Here is a 21,635-nt window from a genome sequence, read left to right on the forward strand (position 1 = left end):
GCGTTTAGTGTTTTATTGTTCCCATCAATAGTTGGTCAGTTCGAATTCCTGCCTTAACTTCCCCAGAGGGGATGATTATTGTTTCATCATGCACTAATGCAGTCGTAGTCACTGGACTTTCACCCTTGATGTTATTCAATTCGCTCCAAGTAAGGTTCGTTAAATCTAATTTCCAGACTCTCTTGCTAAAACCAGGATGTTGTACTTGTATTTGGTTTTTTTCAACGATTAAGCGTTTCTTCGCTTCGTTGTCGGTCTCTTGTTGAATCTTCGCCAGGTATTCTTCTACACGGTGAAAGGTCGAAGCGTCATCTCCACCAAGCACTAGCAAGTTGTTCTGCCAGTATATTCCGGTTCCGGCAGCTAAGCCATAAGGAAGTTCCGCAATCTCTTCAACGGTTTCCTTAGTTAGGTCAACTTTTAAGACAGCTCTATAGATATCACTCTTCGCTAATGGATTCTTTTTGCGCCCCCCGACGATAAATAATTTTCCATTTCCATCGCCGGCGACGATAGCATTACTTAGGGGAAAAGGGAGTTCAATTGCAGCTTCCCATTTAGCATCCGTGTTGTTTAAATTTAATCGATAAACCAAATTCGACACTTCTTTTGCGTCTTCTCCACCTACGAAATACAAGTTGTTGGAATCATAAACGAGCCCTCCGTTTGTTAACGCTCTTGGTAAACTTGCCAAGGATTCAATTTGAACTTCTTGATTTTCTGCCAAGTGAATCTTCAGTGCTTTTGTCCGTGGTCCATTTTTATCTTCTCCACCAACTATATACATGTAATCATCTCTGGAAGCACAGCCTGCGTATGCGAAAGGGTCTTCTAAAGTAAATTCACTTTTTAATTGCAAACGGTCAGCGTCTATTTGATAGATAAATCCCTGATTTTGGTAAGTCTTCTGTCCGTTTTCCCAGGGAAGGCCATTTGGAAAATTGGCTCCGCCAGCTAACACTAAGTAATCACCTAATACCGCAGTAATCGGCCCAGCAACACCTAGATGGGCCTGATTCTGCTGTTTTGGTAAATGTTGATCTGCTCCCCAAGAAATACTTGATAGACTTCCTTGTTGAGCACATGCTGAAAGTAACATAGAGGATAGTATAATAGCTGTGTGAAAACGCATTAATTACTTGATTTAAAACCTTCGAATGCTAACGCATTAACATCCTGTTTGAAGTTTTCGAATTTTTCGGCACTCATATTACTTACAGGTAAACGGAATTCACCGCAATTTAGGCCGATAAGTTTCATGTAGGCTTTACCTGTTGCGATACCACCGTATTTCCCTAATAATTGAATCATGTCTATCGATTTTTGCTGTAGCTGGTTTGCTAATTCAAAGTCTCCTTTATTGTAGGCATTGATTAAGTCATGATATAAAGGTGCGGCATAATTGTAAGTACTGCCAACGCCTCCTTTACTACCTAATACCAACGCGGATAGCATGTTTTCATCACGTCCCCAAAGCATATCGTATTTACGATTTGCGTAATTGGTACAGCTTAAGAAATCCATAAAATCTTCATGGGTATATTTGATGCCCTTGAAAGTTGGAATGTTGCCATCCACTTCTTTTAATAGGTCAATCATATTAAAGAAACCTCCAGACAATACTGGAATGTGGTAGTAGTAGAATGCTGTATTTGGAGCTGCTTCAGCAATCTCCCGACAACATTTCGCCAATTGGACTACGTTTGATGGTTTGAAATAGTAGGGCGAGGTAAAGGATATTGCATCTGCGCCTTCCGCTTCAGCGATTCTCGCAAGCTCTTTACATTCTTTCACATTGGTTCCGCCCAAGAACATCATTAAAACAAAATCATCGTCTGTTTTCGTTAGCGATGTCCAAGCGCGTAGGGTTTCCACTTTTTCATTAAAGGTTAAGGCAACTCCTTCTCCTGTAGAACCACAGATAAAAGCGCCTTTAATGCCGTTTTTCTTTAATGAGGCATAGTATTGAGGAATCAACGATAAGTTTAATTCGCCGTCAGTGTCGAATGGTGTAAAGGGTGCTGCAATTAAACCTTCAATTTTTTTGTTTAGCATGTGATAAAAATTTATGTAGTAAGAGGTCCTACCTTGGTTATGATTGATAGGACCAAATATATTAATTATGTACCAGGATATCCTGGGTTTTGATCGTTTGTTAATAGTGGGTCGGCAGCAAGGGTCTCTTTGTCAATTGGCCAAAGCAATTTATGACGTTGCGCATCGCTATTTGGCAATACACCAACCAATGGTAAGTCTTGGCGAAATACTAATGGATTGCCAGAAGCATCTTGCATGCGGCGCAAATCGTACCAACGCTTTCCTTCTGCAACAAATTCTTTTGTACGCTCATAAAATATCGCTAACTCATTCGCTTCAAATGAACCATTAACAAATAATGGAGCATTCGTTCCATAAGCTCTATTTCTAATGGTCATAATTTCTTGAGTAGGATCTTGACCTAGTTTGTTTTTCGCTTCTGCCAGCAATAAATAGGCGTCTGCAAGTCGATAGATAGGGAAATCATCGGAGTAGTTTCGGATGCCTTCTACAATTGTTCCTAGATATTTACGTAACACGACTGCATGAACGTTGCCTTTGTTGAAGTTCATAAACGTTGCGTTTGCACGTTGATCCTCTTTATCATATAATTCATACAAAGCGAATTTATATTCGTTGCGCAGCAAGGTTCCAGAGGAAGCAACCTGTAAGGGGTCTTTACCCACAGCTACACCCTTGTCGTCTACATATCCTGATAAATCATCCGTAGGGGCGTAAAGGAAAGCACTGAACGCAGATGCTGCTTCTCCCTGTTGATATCTTACTGCGAAAATAACCTCATTGTTTCCCTTTGAAGCGGCAACACTAGCCGTAGAGAATATCTCGTTGAACTTAGGTAGTAGGTTATACTTAGGAATGATAGTTTCTAATGAAGAAATTGCCGTTTGTAAGTCCGCTGTTGTATTGGTTGGGGCTTGATTGTCTGTTTTTACTTTCGCAGTCCATAAATAAACTTCTGCTTTCAACATATGACTCGCGGCCAATGACCACTGCGCCTTTTGAAATAGCGTTGTGTAATCGTTGTTAAAGCTGCCGATAGACTTATCAATATCCGCTTTAATCAAATCAAGCGTTTCTTTTTCTGTTTTGCTACGTCCGGCAAAAACTTCTTCCGCAGAAGTAGGCGTACTGATCGCTACTTTTGCTTCTGTTATCAATGGAACACGACCATAGGTTCTATATAAGTGGAAGTAGTAGAAAGCGCGCAATCCATAGGCTTGACCAAGGAAATATGACTTTTTCTCCGGGGTTAGGTAGTCGGCTTTTTCAACTTGAAAAATAAAATTATTAATATGGAAAATCTGTCCGTATAAGTTAGCCCATTTTGACATTCCGGGGTTGTTTTCACGGATATCTTGAATTACTTGAGATGCGTAGTTCAAAGATGCGGTACCTGTAAAACTGGTGCCATCACGGAACGTACCGCCACGAATTTCCCCTAATAAGAATAGGTTATTTTGCGCATTTCTTAATTGTGTATGTAATCCAACCATCGCTCCATTGACTTGGTCTGTGTTTTTCCAAAAAGTATTGCTCGAGAAGTAATCTTCTGGAGCTAAGTCCAAGTCCATCTTATCGCAGGAAGCGAAAAATAGGGAGCTGCTTATGATAGCTAGAGAGATAAATATCTTTTTCATTATTCGTCGATTAAAAGGTTAATTGAACACCGAAAATCACTGTGCGTGGTAAGGGGTATCCACCACTTCCTTGCGCAACACTTCCACTTTCTGCAGAGAATAGTGTGTTTTTCGTCCAGTATTGTAAATTTTGACCGCTTACTGTCAGTTTTAAATCTTCCATTTTTGCTTTGTTAGCGATCGATTTAGGAAGGCTATAGGCAAGAGCAATTTCACGAAGTGCTAAGTAGTTTCCCTTGTTGAAGAACATACTACTACTTCTCGCTACATTGTTCTTAAACAATTGATCTGCCCAATAATATGTAGGATATTTAGCATTAGGATTCTCTGGTGTCCAAGAATCTAATACTTCAGTTGTCGTGTTAAAAGTTCCTTGCATCATTCCTAAAAACCATGCTCTAGGACCGTCGTACGCGATAAAGCCGAGTGCATAGTCAAAACGAGCACTAAGAGAGAAATCTTTGTATCTCGTGTTCAGGCCAAAGCCTCCAGTAAAACGAGGGATAGTGTTTCCCATCTTTACTTGGTCATTCGTATTTATTACTCCGTCACCATTAACATCACGCCACATGACGTCGCCAATTGCAATAGGAAAATGCTTGTTCTTATCGTCTTGAGACATTGCGTTGAAGACATCGGGGTGTACCAATGGTCTAGCGCCTGCATAGTCAATTAAGTTGCGCGCATAAGAGTCTAGATCAGCTTGATTACGGATAATACCTAGCGCTTCATATGCATATGCTACGTTTGGATCTTGTCCTTCTTGGAATCCACCAACCCATTCCAGTTCTTTGGTGCTTGGATTATAAACTTGTATTGAGTTTTGTCTATTGTTTTCTAATCCATTGCTCGGAAGTTTTAGGATCTTATTTTGATTGTAAGCGGTGTTCCAATTAAAAGATAGGTCCCAATTATCACTGCGTACAGCTTGGTAATTTAAATCAATCTCAACCCCTTGGTTTTGCATATCACCATTATTCGTTCTAATGATATCCCATCCAGCAGATGAAGGAAGTTTTAAGTCTGCAATCTTATCTGAAGTTGTGCGGTGATAGTATGCTACTGATAAATCTACACGGTTTAATAAACGTGTCTCTAGTCCAACTTCTTTAGTAATTAAACTTTCCCATTTAAGATTCGGGATATTTAAGCTGTTCATCAAATAACCAACATTACCATTGTATTTTGACGTTCCGAATGTTCCTTGCAATAAGTAAGATACATCTTTCGTAATGTCGCTGATATTACCATTGGCTCCATAAGAAGCTCTAAGTTTTAGTGTATTTACAATATTGTCTTTACCTATGCTATTCGCGAAAAACTCTTCGTTATGCATATTCCAGCCGAAGGATACACCAGGGAAATTACCCCATCTGTTATTTAATAAAGCAGAATATCCATCACGGCGAAGCGTTAGTGTCATTAAGTATCGTTGCTTGTAATCATAGTTGACGCGTCCGAAAAACGATGTGATTCTTTGGCGGTCGTGCCAGCTATCGATGCTTCTTCTGTTTGCTTCCGAGTTGGTTAGCTGTAAGTCCATGAAGTCATCTGTTGGAGCTCCATTTCCTGATGCGCTTAATCCATTTCTATAGGCATCATAGAATTCCCAACCAGCCATGGCGTCGAAGTTATGATCGTCTTGAATAGTTAAATTATAATTCAATACGGCGTTGTAGGTTTGATTAAAGCGCTTATCGTTTGATGCTGCAGATGATCTACTTCTAACCCAATTGCCAGGACCATTTAAATAGTCTTTTGCGAAAGATTCTCTACTGTCTTGATGGATGTACCAGTTAGCACTCGTTCTTAAGCTTAGCTTTTTGGCTAAATTTATGGTAAATGCTTGCGAGAAGGTGAATTTCTGATCGAGGTTATTTCGAATAAATTTGTCAATATTAACCATCGGGTTTCCATCCCAATTATCGCGACCTAACAATAAATCACCATTTGCATTGGTTCCACGCATCGTTGGAGGAGCGCCAAGTGCTCTTGAGAAATAAAAGGTTTCATCATTGTTTGCATCTTTCCATTTCGTATGAGCAAAATTTAACCCCGAGTTTGATGTCAACCAAGGCTTAATCTTATAATCGCCGTTCAACACAAAAGTTAAGCGATCATAATAGGTCTCAATTGGAAGACCATCTTCTTTATACTTACCAATGCTCGCGTAATACTTACCCTTATCATTACCACCTTGCAAACCTAGATTGTAGTCTTGTGTTACTGCACCGTCGTTCACAGCATAGTCCGCATAATTAAAATCTTTAAAGATTAGTTCCTTACCAGTTACTGGGTCAATCATCGTCTGCCAACCTTGGCTAAGTAGCTCACGATTCGTGTCATCAAGTAGCATTGTGCTCCATACCGCAGTATTTACTTGGTTTCCGTCAAGAATATTCCCATTGGCATCTTTATACTTATTCCCGGTACCAAATGGATTGACAGCCGTTAACTGATTAAGCTGATTCGGTTGGTATATTCCCGATGTTTGAACCGCTTTACGCGACCAATTGATATAGTCTTTTGCACCTAAGAATTCAAAAGGTTGATTGATATAATTTAAACCAGTTTTAGAACGAAGCGTAATATTGGATACACCTTCTTTACCGCGTTTAGTCGTTACTAAGATAACCCCGTTAGACGCTCTAGCACCATAGATCGCTGTTGCTGATGCATCTTTTAAAACATCAATAGATTCAATGTCGTCTTGGCTTAAATCGCTAAAACTTGCACGAATTACGCCATCTACGATGATTAATGGTTCGCCTCCACCTCCGTATGTCGTACCACCACGTAGTACAATTTTAGGAACAGCTCCCGGTTTACCAGAAGTTTGTTGAACGCGAAGTCCAGGAATCGTACCGGCTAGCGCCGACGCAGGATTTGAGCGGACACCCGTCTCTAAAACTCTTTTGTCTAATCGCGATACTGACCCCGTTAAATTAGATTTTTTTATCGAACCGTAGCCTAAAACAACAACCTCTTCTAAGTTTTGATCTTCTGGAGCTAAAGTAATTTGAACATTGGATAGATTAACCACTTTTAGCGTATAGGATGCATATCCGACATTACTAAATAGTAGTTGGTCTCCAGGATTTGCGCTGATACTAAATGTTCCATCTTCACCTGTACTGCTGGAGGCTTTCGAGGATTGGTTTTGAACTGTAACAGCTGACAGTGGATTGCCCGCTTGATCTGATACTTTCCCGCGAAGTACAGATTGTGCCCATGCAACGCAGTGCAATAAGCATAGAAAAAGCAATAGGATAAGCTTCTTCTGGTTTTTAAAGTAATTTTTTGTCATAATGGATTATATTGGATTATGTATAACATAATATACAATACTCAAATGTAAGACATAATACTTTATTTCCAAATTTTTTTTAATATACTTGTCTAAGTTTTAGCAATAATTGAATTGCGTAATTAATTAGTATACTACTATATGGAAAGTCTAACCAGTATAGATACGTCGAGCTTAGTAGATAAAGCTGAAGCTAGTATTATCAGTTATATTCAAAAGAATAAATTCAAAGTAGGGGACGTTTTACCTAAAGAACTTGACTTAGCGGAGAGTTTGGGAGTTAGTAGAACTGTCATTCGCGAAGCCTTATTGCGTTTACGCGCGATAGGTTTATTAGAGTCAAAAAAGCATAAGGGAGCTGTTCTAACAAATCCTGATGTTCTTGGATCCCTTCGGAAAGTGTTTCACCCATCGATATTGGACGCCGACACATTAAAGGATATGTTCGAGATGCGTTTGGCATTGGAAGTCGGTATGGCGGATTTCATCGTCAATAATATTACAGACGAGGATATTAATGAGCTAGAAGAAATCTGTAAGGATATTGTTTCGGGCGATACAGCCTTTCCTTGGCAGATTGATGATGAAATTAGGTTCCACGGGAAATTATACAAGATCTCGCAAAACAAAATTTTATTAGAGCTTCAGGAGATGCTGTATCCTATATTTCAGTATGTCCATCAGTCAGGAATTCTGGATCAACCAATCAAGGATGTTGAATTTATTTCTCATAAAGACTTGGTTGAGGTACTAAAAAGTAGAGATGCAGACGCGTATCGAATTGCTATTCGCAAGCACCTAAACAACCATTTTGCTAGAATCTTATCGATGCGTTCGGAGGCTAATTCGAGCCGCTAATCATTGAAACCTCAAGGCTGAAGAAGCGACCCTAGATTCTAAAGAGAACTTGCAGCAGTTTCTGCTTTATTTTTTTAAATGTTGAACGTATAGCGTTTCAACATCATGGCACCGCCATGTTCATTTGTAACCCTATACCTAAACAAAATAATGATGATACGTACTCCATACCTGAAAAAGCGAATCTTAACAACTATCAGTATTTACTCAATTATACTGCTAGGCTTATTGAATTCTCTGGGCCAAGCATTTATGTTTCAGGCGAATGCCCAGAGTAAAAGCAGCTTTATTGTAAAACAAGAGAGCACAGAAAACGATAAATATGAACTTATTTGGTCTGACGAGTTTAACACATCAGGAACTTTTGATAGCAGTAAATGGTCTTATGCGGATCGAGGTAAAGTTGCGTGGAATAAGTTTTTAACTTCTTCTGAACGTTATGTGTCACTTGATGGGAATAATTTAAATCTGCGAATGGATAATGCTGTTATTGCAAACGATGCGGTTCCCTATCATAGTGGAGGTATTCAATCCAAAGGAAAATTTAGCCTTAGTTACGGTCGGGTTGAAGTTCGAGCAAAATTTACACAAGGTCGCGGCTCATGGCCTGCGATATGGATGATGCCGGATCCTTCGAAATCCTATGGGACTTGGCCGAATTGTGGTGAAATAGACATTATGGAGCATGTAAACAATGAATCCGTGATACATCATAGCATTCATAATGCTAAAGTGACGAATGCTAACGGAGGAACGACGGCAACGAAGCAAGTTGCTTATGAAAAAGATGCTTTTAATGTATATAGTATCGAATGGGAGCCGACTTCGATTCATTTTTTCGTCAATGATGTGCTGCATTATACATACAAGAAAGACGCCGGGGCAAACTGGGAACAATGGCCATTCGACGTACCCTTCTATATTATTTTAAACCAATCTGGTGGCGCTGGATGGCCGGGGCCAATTACCGACGCCGACTTACCTTTCAGTATGCAGGTGGACTACGTTCGTGTGTATAAGAAACCCCATCACTAAGGATGGGGTTCTGTGGATTGGCCTGAAGGCTTTTTCCCCTCAATATGCTATTTTAAGTCTTATAAATTACACTTTTAAAAGCCTGTGTTTTGCTTTAGTTTTCCTTGACTGATGTCGATTTCAGACTGCGGTATTGGGAAGAGTTCATTAATACCATCACGAAAATTCTTTCCTTTATTACTATTATATTTTAAAGAATAGGCGCGCATGACAAGACCAGCTCTCTTTTGTCGAATAAGGTCGAAGTAGCGAATGTTCTCCATGGCATATTCAACCCTTTGCTCTTGCCAGATCGCTTTTTTCAAATCTTCTTTATTTGTTACCGTGACAAGAGGTAATATGTTGTTGTTTCCCTCTCTCGCACGAACACGAACCTCATTGAGTGACTTTAAAGCATCTTGTGTTTTACCAACTTCGTTGGCCGCTTCAGCATGCCATAATAACAACATACCATAACGATAAAGTAGCTCATTCTTTCCAGAATGTCTAGCGTCGCCAGTAACCGGAAATTCCGACTCCAAAAGATATGCTTTCTTGTTCATATATCCCGTTTCGCTAATTCCAACATCAGCTGTTACACCGTCTGGCATAATATCATTCTGCTTATAAACCGTATGTCCCTTTCGAGGATCTCCTGGTTCGAAGGCATCCACAAGGTCTTGTGTAGGATTTGCAAAGCCATAGCCATACATTGCCGTGCTGCCTTGTCTTAGTTGATTCAGATTCGTTGTGTTGTTGAATTGAGCGTCGTATACATAATTTACTTCAAATATATTTTCGCGTCCAAAGTCAGATTCTGTACTAAATATATCGTAATACTTAGGGGTCAAGCTATAAGCTTTGGAATCTATAACTTTCTTTAGCCATATTTCCGCTTGTGCGAAGTCGCCTTTATAGAGGTAGACTTTCCCTAAATAAGCCTCAGCGGCTCCTTTCGTTGCCCGTGCTTTTTCACCTGCAGCTAAATTTGCTTTTTCAGGTAGAATTCCGCTAGCGAAAGTTAAGTCTTGAATAATTAAGTCGTATACCAATTCCTTTGAGCTACGCTCAAAATTTTGTTCAACCTGTTCTGCTTTATCAATCAAAGGAACATCGCCGTATAGGGTCACTAAGTTGAAATAGTAAAAAGCGCGAAGGAAGCGCCCTTCTGCAAGAATTCTTTGTTTAGCATTGTCATCCATGGCAATTTGGGGCACCTTCTCAATGACAATGTTTGCGCGACGAATTCCCAAAAATGAACTTTTCCAAACTTGCGACGCGATGGTGTTTGATGAAGTTAAAGTAGAATAAGCAATCTCGTTAAAATAGCCTCCATCACTAGGTCCTTCTCCGCCTTTTTCGGCATTGTCGGCAGCAATGTCGTAGATAGAATAGCCACTCATTCCATTGTAATTTAACATAGGGTTGTATGCCGCAACAAGGGCTTTATTGGCATCGTTAGCTGTTGAGAATGCCGATTCAACCGACATCTCACCTAGGGGTTGCTTATCGAGGAAATCGCCGCAACTTAAGAATAAAGTGCTACTTGCTAATATGATGATCTGATGAAATCGTTTCATGTCTTTTCAATTAATAGTTTTTTCTAAAATCCAAATCCAAGACCTAAAGTCACAATTCGGGGTTGTGGGTAAAATCCATTATCCACACCAAGACTTAATGGTGTCGATGGTGCACCAATCTCAGGATCATATCCCCGATATTTGGTGAACGTTAATAGATTTTGTCCGGAAGCATATACTCTTAGATTCTTTACATGACCTGAAAATGCTGTCGGGAAAGTGTAACCCAATTGTGCATTTTGTAGGCGGAGGTACGAACCATCCTCGACGTAATATGAAGAAGGACGCATGTTATTGTTTGGATCATTTACATTAAGTCGAGGGTATTCATTAGTCGTTCCGGCTCCTTTCCAAGCGTTGAACATTTCGGTGTCGTAATTATAGAAATTACTACCATGGGTGAAGTATTTCCAATGAGCAATCAACTCGTTGCCCCAAACTCCATTGAACGCAAGACTCATGTCAAAATTGTTCCAGCTGACACGTCCATTTATTCCGTAATTGAAGTCTGGCCATGGGTTTCCAATAGTTGTACGATCGCTTTGGTTAATGATTCCATCGTTGTTTAAATCTTTGTATCTAATGTCTCCAGGTGCTGTGCTTGGAGCTTGAGTTGCGTGTGCTTTTACTTCATCTATTGTTTGGAAAATGCCATCCATTACATAGCCATAAAATGAAGCGATAGGTTCTCCAACAGCCGTTCTCGAGTAGCTTCCACTGAATAAAGCAGCTTGTTGATTACTCAACTTGGTGACTTCATTGATGTTTCTCGCGAGGTTGAATGAAACTTCGTATCTGATGCCTTCCGAGTTGCCGTTATTGTAACCAATCATAAATTCGAAACCATGATTGCGTACGTCTCCACCATTCACAAAAGGTGCTGTCTGAATACCTAGGTAATCGGCCACAGGAACACGTAGGAGCATGTCCATCGTGCGTTTATCATAGTAACCAGCAGCGATATTTATTCGATTGTTGAAACCAGTGAAGTCAATACCCACCTCTGTTTCTTTGGTTGATTCCCATTTTAGATTTTCATTACCGAGACTTGTTGGAGCGTGTCCTTGCGTTACTCGATCTCCCATGGGATAGACTATATTTTGTGCTACGCTATTCGCAAAGGCGTAGTTAGGCAATGAGTTTTGGTTACCTAACATACCCCATCCAGCGCGTAATTTTAAATCATTGATAAAGCCAACATCTTTTAAGAATTCCTCATCCGATAAGCGCCATCCAACAGAAAATGAAGGGAAAATACCATAGCGGTTATTTTTTCCAAATCTAGAGGACCCATCGACTCTCATGTTACCGGTGAATAGGTACGTTCCTTTATAATCGTAGTTTACTCTTCCTAAGAAAGATACCATACTATAGTCGCCAGCTCCCCCAGTAGCAAGATTGCCACTACGTGCCAAATCTAGGTATCTAAGGTTTTCGTCGAAATTGGCATTTTCAGGAAGCCCCTCACCACGAGCAGTAATGTTCTCTTCTTGATTTCTGAGTACAGTAAAACCAGCTAAAGCATCGAAATGATGATCGGCAAAGTTTGTATTATAGGTCAATGTATTCTGCCAGTCCCAATTGGTAAATTGTGTATTGGTTCTACTAATGCTTGATACTAGATTTCTTTGTAATGGAAAGATGTCATAGGTAGGGACAAAAACATAGCCGTTTGAAATACCGAAGTTCAAATTGTATTGGCTTCTAAAAACCAATGATGGTAGTAGTTTTACGTCAATAAATGCAGATCCATTTAAAACAGGTCTTTTTATCGTGTTATTATACAACTCGAGCTCTGCAACAGGGTTTTTCGTGTCTGAAAATTGTGGAAAGCCCCAAGAACCATTTGGGTTCTTAACCGGAGTGTTCGGATCCATTGCCCAAGCATTCGGAATAGGGTTTCTATCGCCAAATTCTGGTATCACGTTACTCTTTCCCCGACTCAAGGAAATGTTCTCACCAATTTTGACAGCAGGACTTAAATTGTATTCCGAATTAATACGAAAGGTAATTCGCTCATAATCGGATTTCATGACAATACCCTCTTGATTAAAATAGCTTCCAGAAAGATAAAATTTGCCATTACTGTTGCCGCCGGAAAGAGATAACTCTCCACTATTGATTTTTGCCGTGCGGAAAATAGCATCTTGCCAATCTGTACCTACACCTAAGCTTTGAACATCAGAGAAAATAGGGCTTTTACCTCCGTTAACGAGGGCTTCGTTATAAAGAGTTGCATACTCTTGTCCATTTGCTACGTCTAATTTATTATGAATGGATTGAATCCCGGAATAATAACTTACAGAAGCATTAACGCCTTCTTTTCCAGATTTTGTGGTAATGAGAATAACCCCATTTGCACCTTGCGCACCGTAAATCGCCGCCGCTGACGCACTTTTTAATACTTCGATAGATTCAATATGGTTAGGGTCTAAATCGCGAGGATCAACGCCTATATTGCCGTCCACAACGTAGAGCGGAGAAGCGTTGTTCACCGTACCGGCACCGCGGATTCGAACCATCAATGAAGCGCCAGGTGAACCTGAGTTTTGAATAATTTGCGCGCCGGGTACTTTTCCTTGAATGGCTTGACCAGCTTGTAATACCGGATAATCCTTAATTGTTTTTGCAGATACAGTGGAGATTGAAGAGGTTACATTCCTTTTCTTTTGTGTTCCATATCCGATTACAACGACATCTCCTATGGAGGTCACATCAGATTCTAAAACAGCGTCCGTAACGCCTGATGAAGAAATAGTAATTTCTTGAGAAAGGTAACCTACAGCGCTAAATACAAGTGTATTGCTGTTGCCTGTAGATTCTAGTTGATACTGTCCAAGTTCATTTGTAGACGTTCCAGTGTTAGATCCTTTAATTTTGACGCTGACACCTTGAATGGGACCACCATCCGTACTGCGAACAGTTCCAGATAATGATTTCTGCCATCGATGGTCCGAATGGTTATTTGCGTTGAGTTTGAGCACATTGACCTTGAATGATGACAAGTGCGCGTCGTTGGAGCTATCGGAGTATGCCGATATATTTTCGCTGCCGAGTAGCAACCCGGCGCTGATGAACATTACTCGTAGAATACGGGATAATGGCTCTTGACTACTAATTTTTTCCATATGCATTGTTTGAATAAAACGTGATTGACACCATCATTGCTCAAATGAACTTAGCGGGTGATAGCGAAATTATAAACACAAGAATCCCGGGTCCCTTTTTTCGCTATAGAAAATGGACGGTCAAATTCGAAAAATGTGTTAATCATCGTATGGATCCAAATGAATCTAATGCACGGTTTAGGTGTATGTCAACTCAGTCATTTGGACGCATATTAAATGCTTCAGCATGTATGGAGAAGGTTTTTCCAATAGTGGATGGTCGGTCTTCTCATAATTCTTTACGGATCAAAATTATCCGTATTCATAATCAGTTAAACAAATATAATAAAATACTTGTATATACAAGAGATTGAATAAAAATATTTTATTTTTATTGCAAATAATGATATAAGTGCAATTAAAGCAATTGTTTAGGTTGGTTTATACAATTAGTTTTAATTTTTATATGTATATACAAGTTTGTATTTAATTGTAATTTACGTGAAATCAGAAGCTTAATTCATTGCCGTTGAATCATGTCTGTTACATGGGCCTGTATATACAAGAAAAGGCTTGAAAAATCATTACAGTTAACTATATTTGTTGTTACTAATTGTTGTGCTTATGCAAAGATCATCGGGGACTCCTCTCTACAAACAGGTATTCGAAGAGTTAAAAAGTAAGATAGATTCGGGTCTATATAAGATGGGAGATTTACTTCCGTCGGAGAATGAACTTTGTAAAATGTACTTTACAACGCGTCCAACGGTTCGCCAAGCGCTTAATGACCTAAGTAATTTAGGCTACATTGTTAGGCAGCATGGTAAAGGAAGTATCGTTTCGGAACCCAAGAACGGTTTAGGGATTCTTTCCTTAAAAGGGTCTACAGCTGGTGTTGGTAAACATAATTTAAAAACAGCAATTATCACTAAGCCTATCAAGCAGCTCTGGCCTGAGGCTTTTGAATTTGAATTAACGCCGGAGGAAAAAGAAGCTGGAGCTATTTATCTCTCACGTCTTCGCTATGTAGATGGCTTACCTACTTTATTTGAAGAAACGTATATTTCCAATATCGATCTACCGCGTTTTACATTACATAACTTAGAGAAAAATTCATTGTTCGATACCTTAAAGAATTACCACGATGTGGAAGTGAAAGAAGGTGAGCAAAAAATATGGGCAATTGAGGCGTCTAAAGAATTAGCTGAGATGTTTGATATCAAAGCGAAAAAGCCGGTCTTACATATGAAAAGGCGCTTGAAAACCAATAAAAAGAACCTTTTTATCTATTCTTTCCTGTATTGTAATACACAAGATTTCTTTATTCAGGATTATTTTTAATTCAAACTGCAAAAACGGTTTATTAAATGTTTTGCTTATTGTGATAGGTTGAATAAATCGCGTATTTAACCATTTTGCTCATTAACATTTAGGTTTCACATATCGTTATAATCATGCGATCTCATTAAGCATGTTGATAATTAATCCTTAATCATTCATCTTCCCCTGTTTTTTATTGTCCGCTAGGGGCATTTTTATTGAGGATTACTTCTTATAGACTATCCTGTTCGGGACAGCCTCAATTGTAAAAGCTAAGTAAGTCAAAATCAGTATGAAACGTTCGGTCAGGACAGTTCAGGATGGTGATTTCAATCGATGTTGATTTGCGAACAAATACGTTTTAGCAAAATTCTGTATATCAAATTGTTACAAACTCCTGTTTCTTAATATTTGCAGTTTGTGTTTCTTAAAAGGCTTGAATTATGGTCAATAATTCAAGCTAACGTTCGCCTATATTTGAGTTGATAAGACCAATATTATTTACTAACCAAAATCTATAAACTATGAGAAGAAGATTACATTTCTTTTTGATGCTGGTTATCCCTTTATTATCCATGTCGCTAGCGCAAGCACAGCAACGGACATATTCCGGCGTGGTAAGGGATACAGAAGGCAAACCAATTGTGGGAGCTAGTATCCTTGTTGTTGGTACGACTGTCGGAACCTCCTCTTCGGAGACGGGACAGTACAGTATACAAGCAAATCAAGGAAGTAAAATTAGCTATTCCCTTGTTGGGAAGGAATCTGTCATGATTACCACCACGGGCAATGGTACAATTAACGTGACACTGAAGGATGCTGACCAAGAAATCGAAGATGTAGTGGTCATCGCCTACGGTACGGCGAAGAAAAAAGACTTAACGGGCTCGATCAGTACGGTTGACTCGAAAGTATTAGGCGCACAAGCAAATTCAACCTTAACGAAAGCTCTAGAAGGCGCGGTACCGGGAATTCAAGTTTCTTCGGTCGATGGACAGCCAGGCTATGATATGGGGGTTCGCGTGAGAGGTATTGGCTCTTCAAGTCAAAACAACTCAAATGCGTTAATCGTTATTGACGGAGTCCCTGTAACTGCAGGTTTTAATCCATTAGCGACGATGAATCCGAAAGATATCGAATCAGTTACTATTCTGAAAGATGCAGCTTCGACAGCGTTATGGGGCTCTCGTGGAGCGAATGGTGTCATTATGGTGACATCCAAAAAAGGAGTTCGCGGTAAAGCGAGAATTGATTTCGAATCTAAACTCGGAGCGAATATGATTGCCAATAATCAGCCTAAACTTATTCGTGGCGTAGAAGATAACTACGAAATGATGTGGGAGAGTATCTATAACTCGGTTAGATACGGTAGTACAGAGAAATACAAAACGAACTTTAGTAATCCGAATATGTCGCACGATGAAGCGGCTTTATTCGCGAGTCAACACTTGTTTAATTATACAGGTAGCAATACAATTTTTGCGGGTCCAAACGGATTATCTAACTGGATGTACTACCGTGTACCTGGTGCACGATATGAATCTACCGGTACCGGAAATACAATATCGGCTACAATGTTGGACAATTATTTAATAGATCCTGCAACGGGCAAGATTAATAAAGATGCGGTAAAGTTATATGACGTAGATGACTGGAGGGATATTGCTTACAAAGATCGTTTTCGTCAGGAATATACCGTTTCGGCAAATGGAGGAAATGAGAAAACCGACTACTTTATTTCTACTGGGTTTTTATCAGATCCATCATTTATCGCAAATTCCAATTTTAAACGATATAATGTTCGCTCGAATGTGAATACGCAAATTACAGATTGGTTAAAGGCAGGTTTGAATGCGACGTATTCGAATCGTGCTACGCGTTTACAAAATGGTCGATTTAGCTCGCGTAATCCAGGAGCTGCCGTAGCGAATGTATTTCGTTGGACGGATGGTTATAGACCTTTAGCTTCAATCTATCAGCGTGATGAAAATGGACAGATGGTGTATGATGGAAGTGGAAACCCTCAAGTGGTTCGTCTACTGGGACAACAATATTCACCGCTAGGCCCGGTTACACCAAAGGCAGGTGGCGATCGCACGATGGGTTATGATTTGGAATATCAAATGGAGAACTCACAGTCAGAATATGTTTCCAACGATATCTCCACTATTGGATACCTACAAGCTAAGTTTTGGAATGATTTCACGTTTAATGTACAGATGTCAGTTAACCAATCTTACCATATGCGTTATGTTTCCTTACCAAAAGCCTGGGGTGAATCGTCTAATGCAGAGCAAGGCATGATTGGTCGTTACCATACGCAGTATATGGATCTTAATTCTCAGCAAACCTTGAATTGGGGACATGACTACGGTAAACACCATGTTGACGCGATGATTGGTCATGAATTTACTTGGATGAAAACCGAGAATATGAACTATCGTGCTTCACTATCATTGATTGATAATTTTACCGGTTCGGGAAACTATTTGTTCTTAAATAATGGCGGTACGTTCTCGGGAGTAGGATTTGGAACCAATAAGGAAGCACTAGAAGGTTATTTCGCACGTGCAAACTACATCTATGATAACAAGTATATTGCAACCGGATCTGTTCGTCGTGACGGTTCATCGAAGTTCCGTTATAACGAAGACCGCTGGGGAATATTTTGGAGTTTAGGTGGTGCATGGCGTATATCGTCAGAATCTTTTATGGAGCCGACCAATGGATGGCTAAATGACATGAAAATTCGCGCAAGTTATGGAGTTATTGGTAACCAAAATGGTATAGGTAGATATCAGGGATATCAAATTTGGAATTATTCGGCATCGGGTTATACAACTCCTGGTTCATATGCTCCAAGTGGCTATACTTTATCAATGGGGTCTGCTGTAAATAAAGCCCTAACATGGGAGAAAAAGAATACAATTGATGCGGGTCTTGATTTGAGAATATTTGATCGTATTACCGCAACAATCGACGTGTATAAAACTAATACTACAGATCTTCTTCTAGATGCACCAATCTCATACGCAATGTCAGGACAAACAACTTTATTGCAAAACGAGGGTGAAATGGAATCTAAAGGTATTGAAGTCGATTTAAATATTGATTTAATCAAACGTTCGGATTTAAATTGGAGTTTTAATGTTAATGCGGGGAACTACGAAGCGAAAATGGTTTCCATGCCAGAAGCGATGATTAACCAACAAGATGCGTTACATAGCCAAAAATGGTGGTATGCGACTGCGGATGCTTGGGGAGCCGTTGGGAACACAGGTTCAGGTTCGGGTGCCGCTTACCGTCGTTGGTTAGGTGGAGATTATTATAACGTAATCTTTGCTAAATACATGGGTGTCGACAAGGGCACAGGATTGCCTTTATTTGGTGCGCTTGTAACAGATGCAAACCAAGGTTTATTTCCGAATGCGAAAGTAGGCGAAGTGGTTTCTACGACGGACTATTCGCAAGCTTATATGTTTGATTATGGCGATGCTACACCGGATTTAATCGGTGGTTTTGGAACGTCTTTACGTTGGAAAAACTTTGACTTTGCAGCGAACTTTGCTTACCAATTGGGTGGATTGTTCTTCAGTAATCTAAATGGGAACTTTATTTATAATACATCCGATATAGGTAATCAAATGTTGTCTGAAGACTTATTACACAATACCTTCAACGAGTCTAATTTAGATGCGAAGTATCCGATGTTGATGGTTAATTCTCCTAATGGAAGTTCAGTTTATTCAAATGGAACGCGTGTATCAACAGGGAATACTTATAGCGATATGTCTGTTTTTGACGCGACTTATCTAAGTGTAAAGAATATTACGGTTGGCTATACTCTTCCAGAGAAGTGGACGAATAGAGCAAAGATGTCTAGCGTTCGCGCCTATGTATCACTTGATAATATGTGGGTGTTTGCGAAGAGTGGTATTGATCCGCGAAATTCTATAGTGGGTGGTCTTGACGTAGGAGCATATACTTATCCAATGATGCGTTCTGCCTCGTTTGGTTTAAAAGTAACCTTTTAAAAATGAAAACTATGAAATACTTAATAGCACTAGTAATGTTGGCGATGTTGGCCACCTCGTGTAATAAGAAATTAGATATTACTCCACCAGACAATATAATTGACGAACAGGTTCGTGAATTGTTAAGAACTGCAGATGAAGAGACTGTGAAAAGCCTTATGAAAGGTATGGCAGATGGATTACCTCCGCATTATCGCGGCAGTGGCTACAATTTTCGATTCTCCAGTATGTCAGATAATTCTTGGAGCGGTCAGCTTGCTGCACGTATGATGTTAGGCAATGATATAGTGGTTGGAAACTGGAGTATGCCAGCTGAAAATGACTATTATACTGGGCAAGACTTAACTTCGGAAAATAGCGCTTCCACGCCTAGTTGGTGGCATCGAGCGTATGGAATGACAAACGCGGCAAATAAGGTTTTGAATATCATTACTCCGGAGGTTTTACAAAATAATCCAAGTGTAAGTCTCAAGGAGTATGTAGGCAGAGCCTATTTAACGCGAGCGTTTGGATATTTATATGCGCAACAAAATTTCGGAACAAACAAACTGGGTCAATCAATATATGTGAAGTTTGATGTAACTCAACCTTTGCAAGAGCGTTCGTCGGCCTTGGCAACGCTAGACTCAATTATTGTTTGGGCGACTTCTGCCGATGAGATGTTTGCGGCAGCCAATGTTGGCTTTAAGGCAACCAATACATCCGATTTAACACGCGGATTAACGAATTATGTAATCGCTAAAGCGGCATTACTTGCAGTAGAAGCGGAAGGCGCCACTGCCTCGAAGTATTATACCATTGCACAAAATGCATGCGATCGTGTAATAAATAGTGGGACTTTAAATTTCATGTCAGAAGATCAATACGTGCAAAAGCAATCAGGTACGGTGACTTTGAATGGGGTAAATTTGCCGATATTCTTAGCAGAGACTTCTGGATTTTTAAATTTAGCGAAGAATCCTGAGGCGGCATTCGGCTTTGGTTGGCAATTTGGTGGTAATGGAGTGGCAGCCGAAAGTAATCCTTGGGGTGGTTCGTTCCGTATAGATGACCGATTGTTTAATAAAATTGACGACAAAGATTACCGTAAAAAGAACTTCCATAAGGAAAGACCAGCTGATTTTCCAGTTATTTACAGTGCTGGTTCGGGCAGTTTTATGAACGGTCCACAATATGAAGTTCCGACTTATTGGGTTTCTAAGTTTGCAAATAATGTGGGCTTAGGAAGTGCCGTCGGTGCGCAAAATACGTCAAACCGTGGACGAGCGGATTACGCAATGGTACGTTTGTCAGAATTTTATTTAATGAAGGCAGAGGTGCAGGCGCGCACAGGAGCAGAGGCAGCGGCGAAAACTACGCTTAACAAACTTTTAGCTGCTCGTACTGCAGCGGGAAGCGCTACGCTGACCTGTGACAACTACGCGGGAATGAGCGGCCTGACGGCCCTTCAAATGGTTCAATTGCAATCGCGTATTGAATTGTGGGGAGAGGGAAGTCATGAGTGGGATAACAACCGTCGCTGGAATATTCCTGTGGACCGCAAAGGTTCTACAGTTCATTGGAATCCAAACCTTGTGTATCCAGTATCTTTAATGACCATGAAGATTCCGTCTGAAGAGATATCAACGAATCCGAAGAGTCAACAAAATCCTTAGTAAATAAAGGCAATACATAGATAAATCATTTGTCTATTGCCTTGCTCGACTTGCCTCGAGATTATTAATGAGTATCAACAAAAGAGGACGTATTTATTACGTCCTCTTTTTATGGTTCATAAAATTAATTTATGGCAACTAGATTCCAATATTCACTGACAACCAGTCATTTTCCGGCAGAATCTCTATGCGCTGCTTTATGCTTTTGCCCTCAACGAGCAGTTCTAATTCAGGAACAGCTTCTGTTCTCTTAATTTTAAAGGCAAAGAATCCCTCTTTATTGGTTCGAGTAATTGTTTTTCCGTTCAGCTTAATTTCTATATTGTTGATCTTTTCCTTATTTACATTATTAAGTATGTGTCCGAAAATGGCAAACTCATCTTCCTTCAGAAATATGGGCGTGTATTCGTTTTTGAAACTCGCAATATCTTTTTGGAATGTCTCTTTTAGCCCAATTTTATTGACCAATTCTGCGGCGTCAGCAGTCAAAGGATAAGGAAATGTTCCTTCGGTCCCCGCGTTTTGGTAAGCTTGCGTAAGATAATATTGCGCTTTATTTCGCTTAACCCGAACTCGATCAACAAAGCGAGCGTATTCAACAGTATTGATTACTTTTTTTTCAAATAGTTTTTCAACGAAAGATTGATATTTTTCTTGCTGTTCAATTTCGGCATGTTGTATAATATAATAAGCACCATTTAATGCCAATGGACTTAATTCTATTGATCCGATGGTATATTGGTCGATTAAAGGGAAAACAAGGTTCTGATTCTGGGCATCCTGCTTCTTAAGGTCCATAATTTTAAGAACCAAACTGTCTTTCGGATAATCGCTTTTGTTGATGACTTTCATCATTTCCTCTCGCTTTATTTGATCAATTCGATAGGCATTTATGATGATGGAATCTGCTGATAGTTTTGATTGGCTATTCAAGTTTTGTGCGTAGGAAAATTGAGCCGCCAACAAGGTGCAGATTAGTAAGACAAATACTTTCATAAGTTCGTTTTTTGGTATCAAAGTGTGGACTCAAGTTAAAGAAAAAGAGTTAGGAAAATCATGTATCTC

At 39.8% G+C, this 21,635-nt stretch carries 12 protein-coding genes; 5 read left to right on the plus strand and 7 right to left on the minus strand.

Features of this window, described 5'->3' with window-relative positions:
- Positions 1–4: 4 nt before the first annotated feature.
- From GFH32_RS00785 to GFH32_RS00800, 4 genes are all read right to left on the minus strand, one after another.
- A complete protein-coding gene (locus GFH32_RS00785; protein ID WP_160366862.1) occupies positions 5–1,099 on the minus strand; it encodes a hypothetical protein in 1,095 nt (364 codons plus the stop codon).
- A gap of 32 nt (positions 1,100–1,131) precedes the next feature.
- Complete coding sequence (locus tag GFH32_RS00790; RefSeq protein WP_153509266.1) at positions 1,132–2,055, minus strand: dihydrodipicolinate synthase family protein; 924 nt, start codon at positions 2,053–2,055, stop codon at positions 1,132–1,134.
- 65 nt (positions 2,056–2,120) lie between these two features.
- Entirely contained in the window at positions 2,121–3,695 is a 1,575-nt protein-coding gene (locus tag GFH32_RS00795) for a RagB/SusD family nutrient uptake outer membrane protein (protein ID WP_153509267.1), read from the minus strand.
- A gap of 10 nt (positions 3,696–3,705) precedes the next feature.
- The gene (locus tag GFH32_RS00800) at positions 3,706–7,002 is read right to left on the minus strand and encodes a SusC/RagA family TonB-linked outer membrane protein (protein WP_153509268.1); all 3,297 of its coding nucleotides are present in this window, start codon (positions 7,000–7,002) and stop codon (positions 3,706–3,708) included.
- 141 nt (positions 7,003–7,143) lie between these two features.
- Between GFH32_RS00800 and GFH32_RS00805 the strand changes: the two genes are divergently transcribed.
- Both GFH32_RS00805 and GFH32_RS00810 read left to right on the plus strand, forming a co-directional pair.
- The gene (locus GFH32_RS00805) at positions 7,144–7,860 is read left to right on the plus strand and encodes a FadR/GntR family transcriptional regulator (RefSeq protein ID WP_153509269.1); all 717 of its coding nucleotides are present in this window, start codon (positions 7,144–7,146) and stop codon (positions 7,858–7,860) included.
- A gap of 150 nt (positions 7,861–8,010) precedes the next feature.
- Positions 8,011–8,895, plus strand: a complete 885-nt coding sequence (locus GFH32_RS00810; protein ID WP_160366863.1) for a glycoside hydrolase family 16 protein — start codon at positions 8,011–8,013, stop codon at positions 8,893–8,895.
- Between the two features lie 74 nt (positions 8,896–8,969).
- Here GFH32_RS00810 and GFH32_RS00815 read toward each other — a convergent pair whose 3' ends face one another.
- Positions 8,970–10,454 carry a RagB/SusD family nutrient uptake outer membrane protein gene (locus tag GFH32_RS00815; protein WP_153509271.1) on the minus strand — a complete coding sequence of 495 codons (1,485 nt, stop codon included), beginning with the start codon at positions 10,452–10,454 and terminating at the stop codon, positions 8,970–8,972.
- A 23-nt stretch (positions 10,455–10,477) separates the two neighbouring features.
- Positions 10,478–13,582, minus strand: coding sequence for a SusC/RagA family TonB-linked outer membrane protein (locus GFH32_RS00820; RefSeq protein WP_160366864.1), 3,105 nt, complete (start codon positions 13,580–13,582; stop codon positions 10,478–10,480).
- 603 nt (positions 13,583–14,185) lie between these two features.
- Here GFH32_RS00820 and GFH32_RS00825 point away from each other — a divergent pair.
- From GFH32_RS00825 to GFH32_RS00835, 3 genes are all read left to right on the plus strand, one after another.
- Positions 14,186–14,902 (plus strand): GntR family transcriptional regulator, encoded by a 717-nt coding sequence (locus GFH32_RS00825; RefSeq protein ID WP_153509273.1) that lies wholly within the window; start codon positions 14,186–14,188, stop codon positions 14,900–14,902.
- Between the two features lie 503 nt (positions 14,903–15,405).
- Positions 15,406–18,915: a SusC/RagA family TonB-linked outer membrane protein gene (locus tag GFH32_RS00830; protein ID WP_153509274.1), complete on the plus strand. Its 3,510-nt coding sequence runs from the start codon at positions 15,406–15,408 to the stop codon at positions 18,913–18,915.
- 11 nt (positions 18,916–18,926) lie between these two features.
- Positions 18,927–20,570, plus strand: coding sequence for a RagB/SusD family nutrient uptake outer membrane protein (locus GFH32_RS00835; RefSeq protein WP_160366865.1), 1,644 nt, complete (start codon positions 18,927–18,929; stop codon positions 20,568–20,570).
- A gap of 138 nt (positions 20,571–20,708) precedes the next feature.
- Here the strand turns inward: GFH32_RS00835 and GFH32_RS00840 are convergent, their stop codons facing one another.
- Complete coding sequence (locus tag GFH32_RS00840) at positions 20,709–21,566, minus strand: hypothetical protein (RefSeq protein ID WP_153509276.1); 858 nt, start codon at positions 21,564–21,566, stop codon at positions 20,709–20,711.
- Positions 21,567–21,635: the final 69 nt, after the last annotated feature.

The sequence above is a fragment of the Sphingobacteruim zhuxiongii genome (assembly GCF_009557615.1).
Taxonomy (GTDB): Bacteria; Bacteroidota; Bacteroidia; order Sphingobacteriales; family Sphingobacteriaceae; genus Sphingobacterium; species Sphingobacterium zhuxiongii.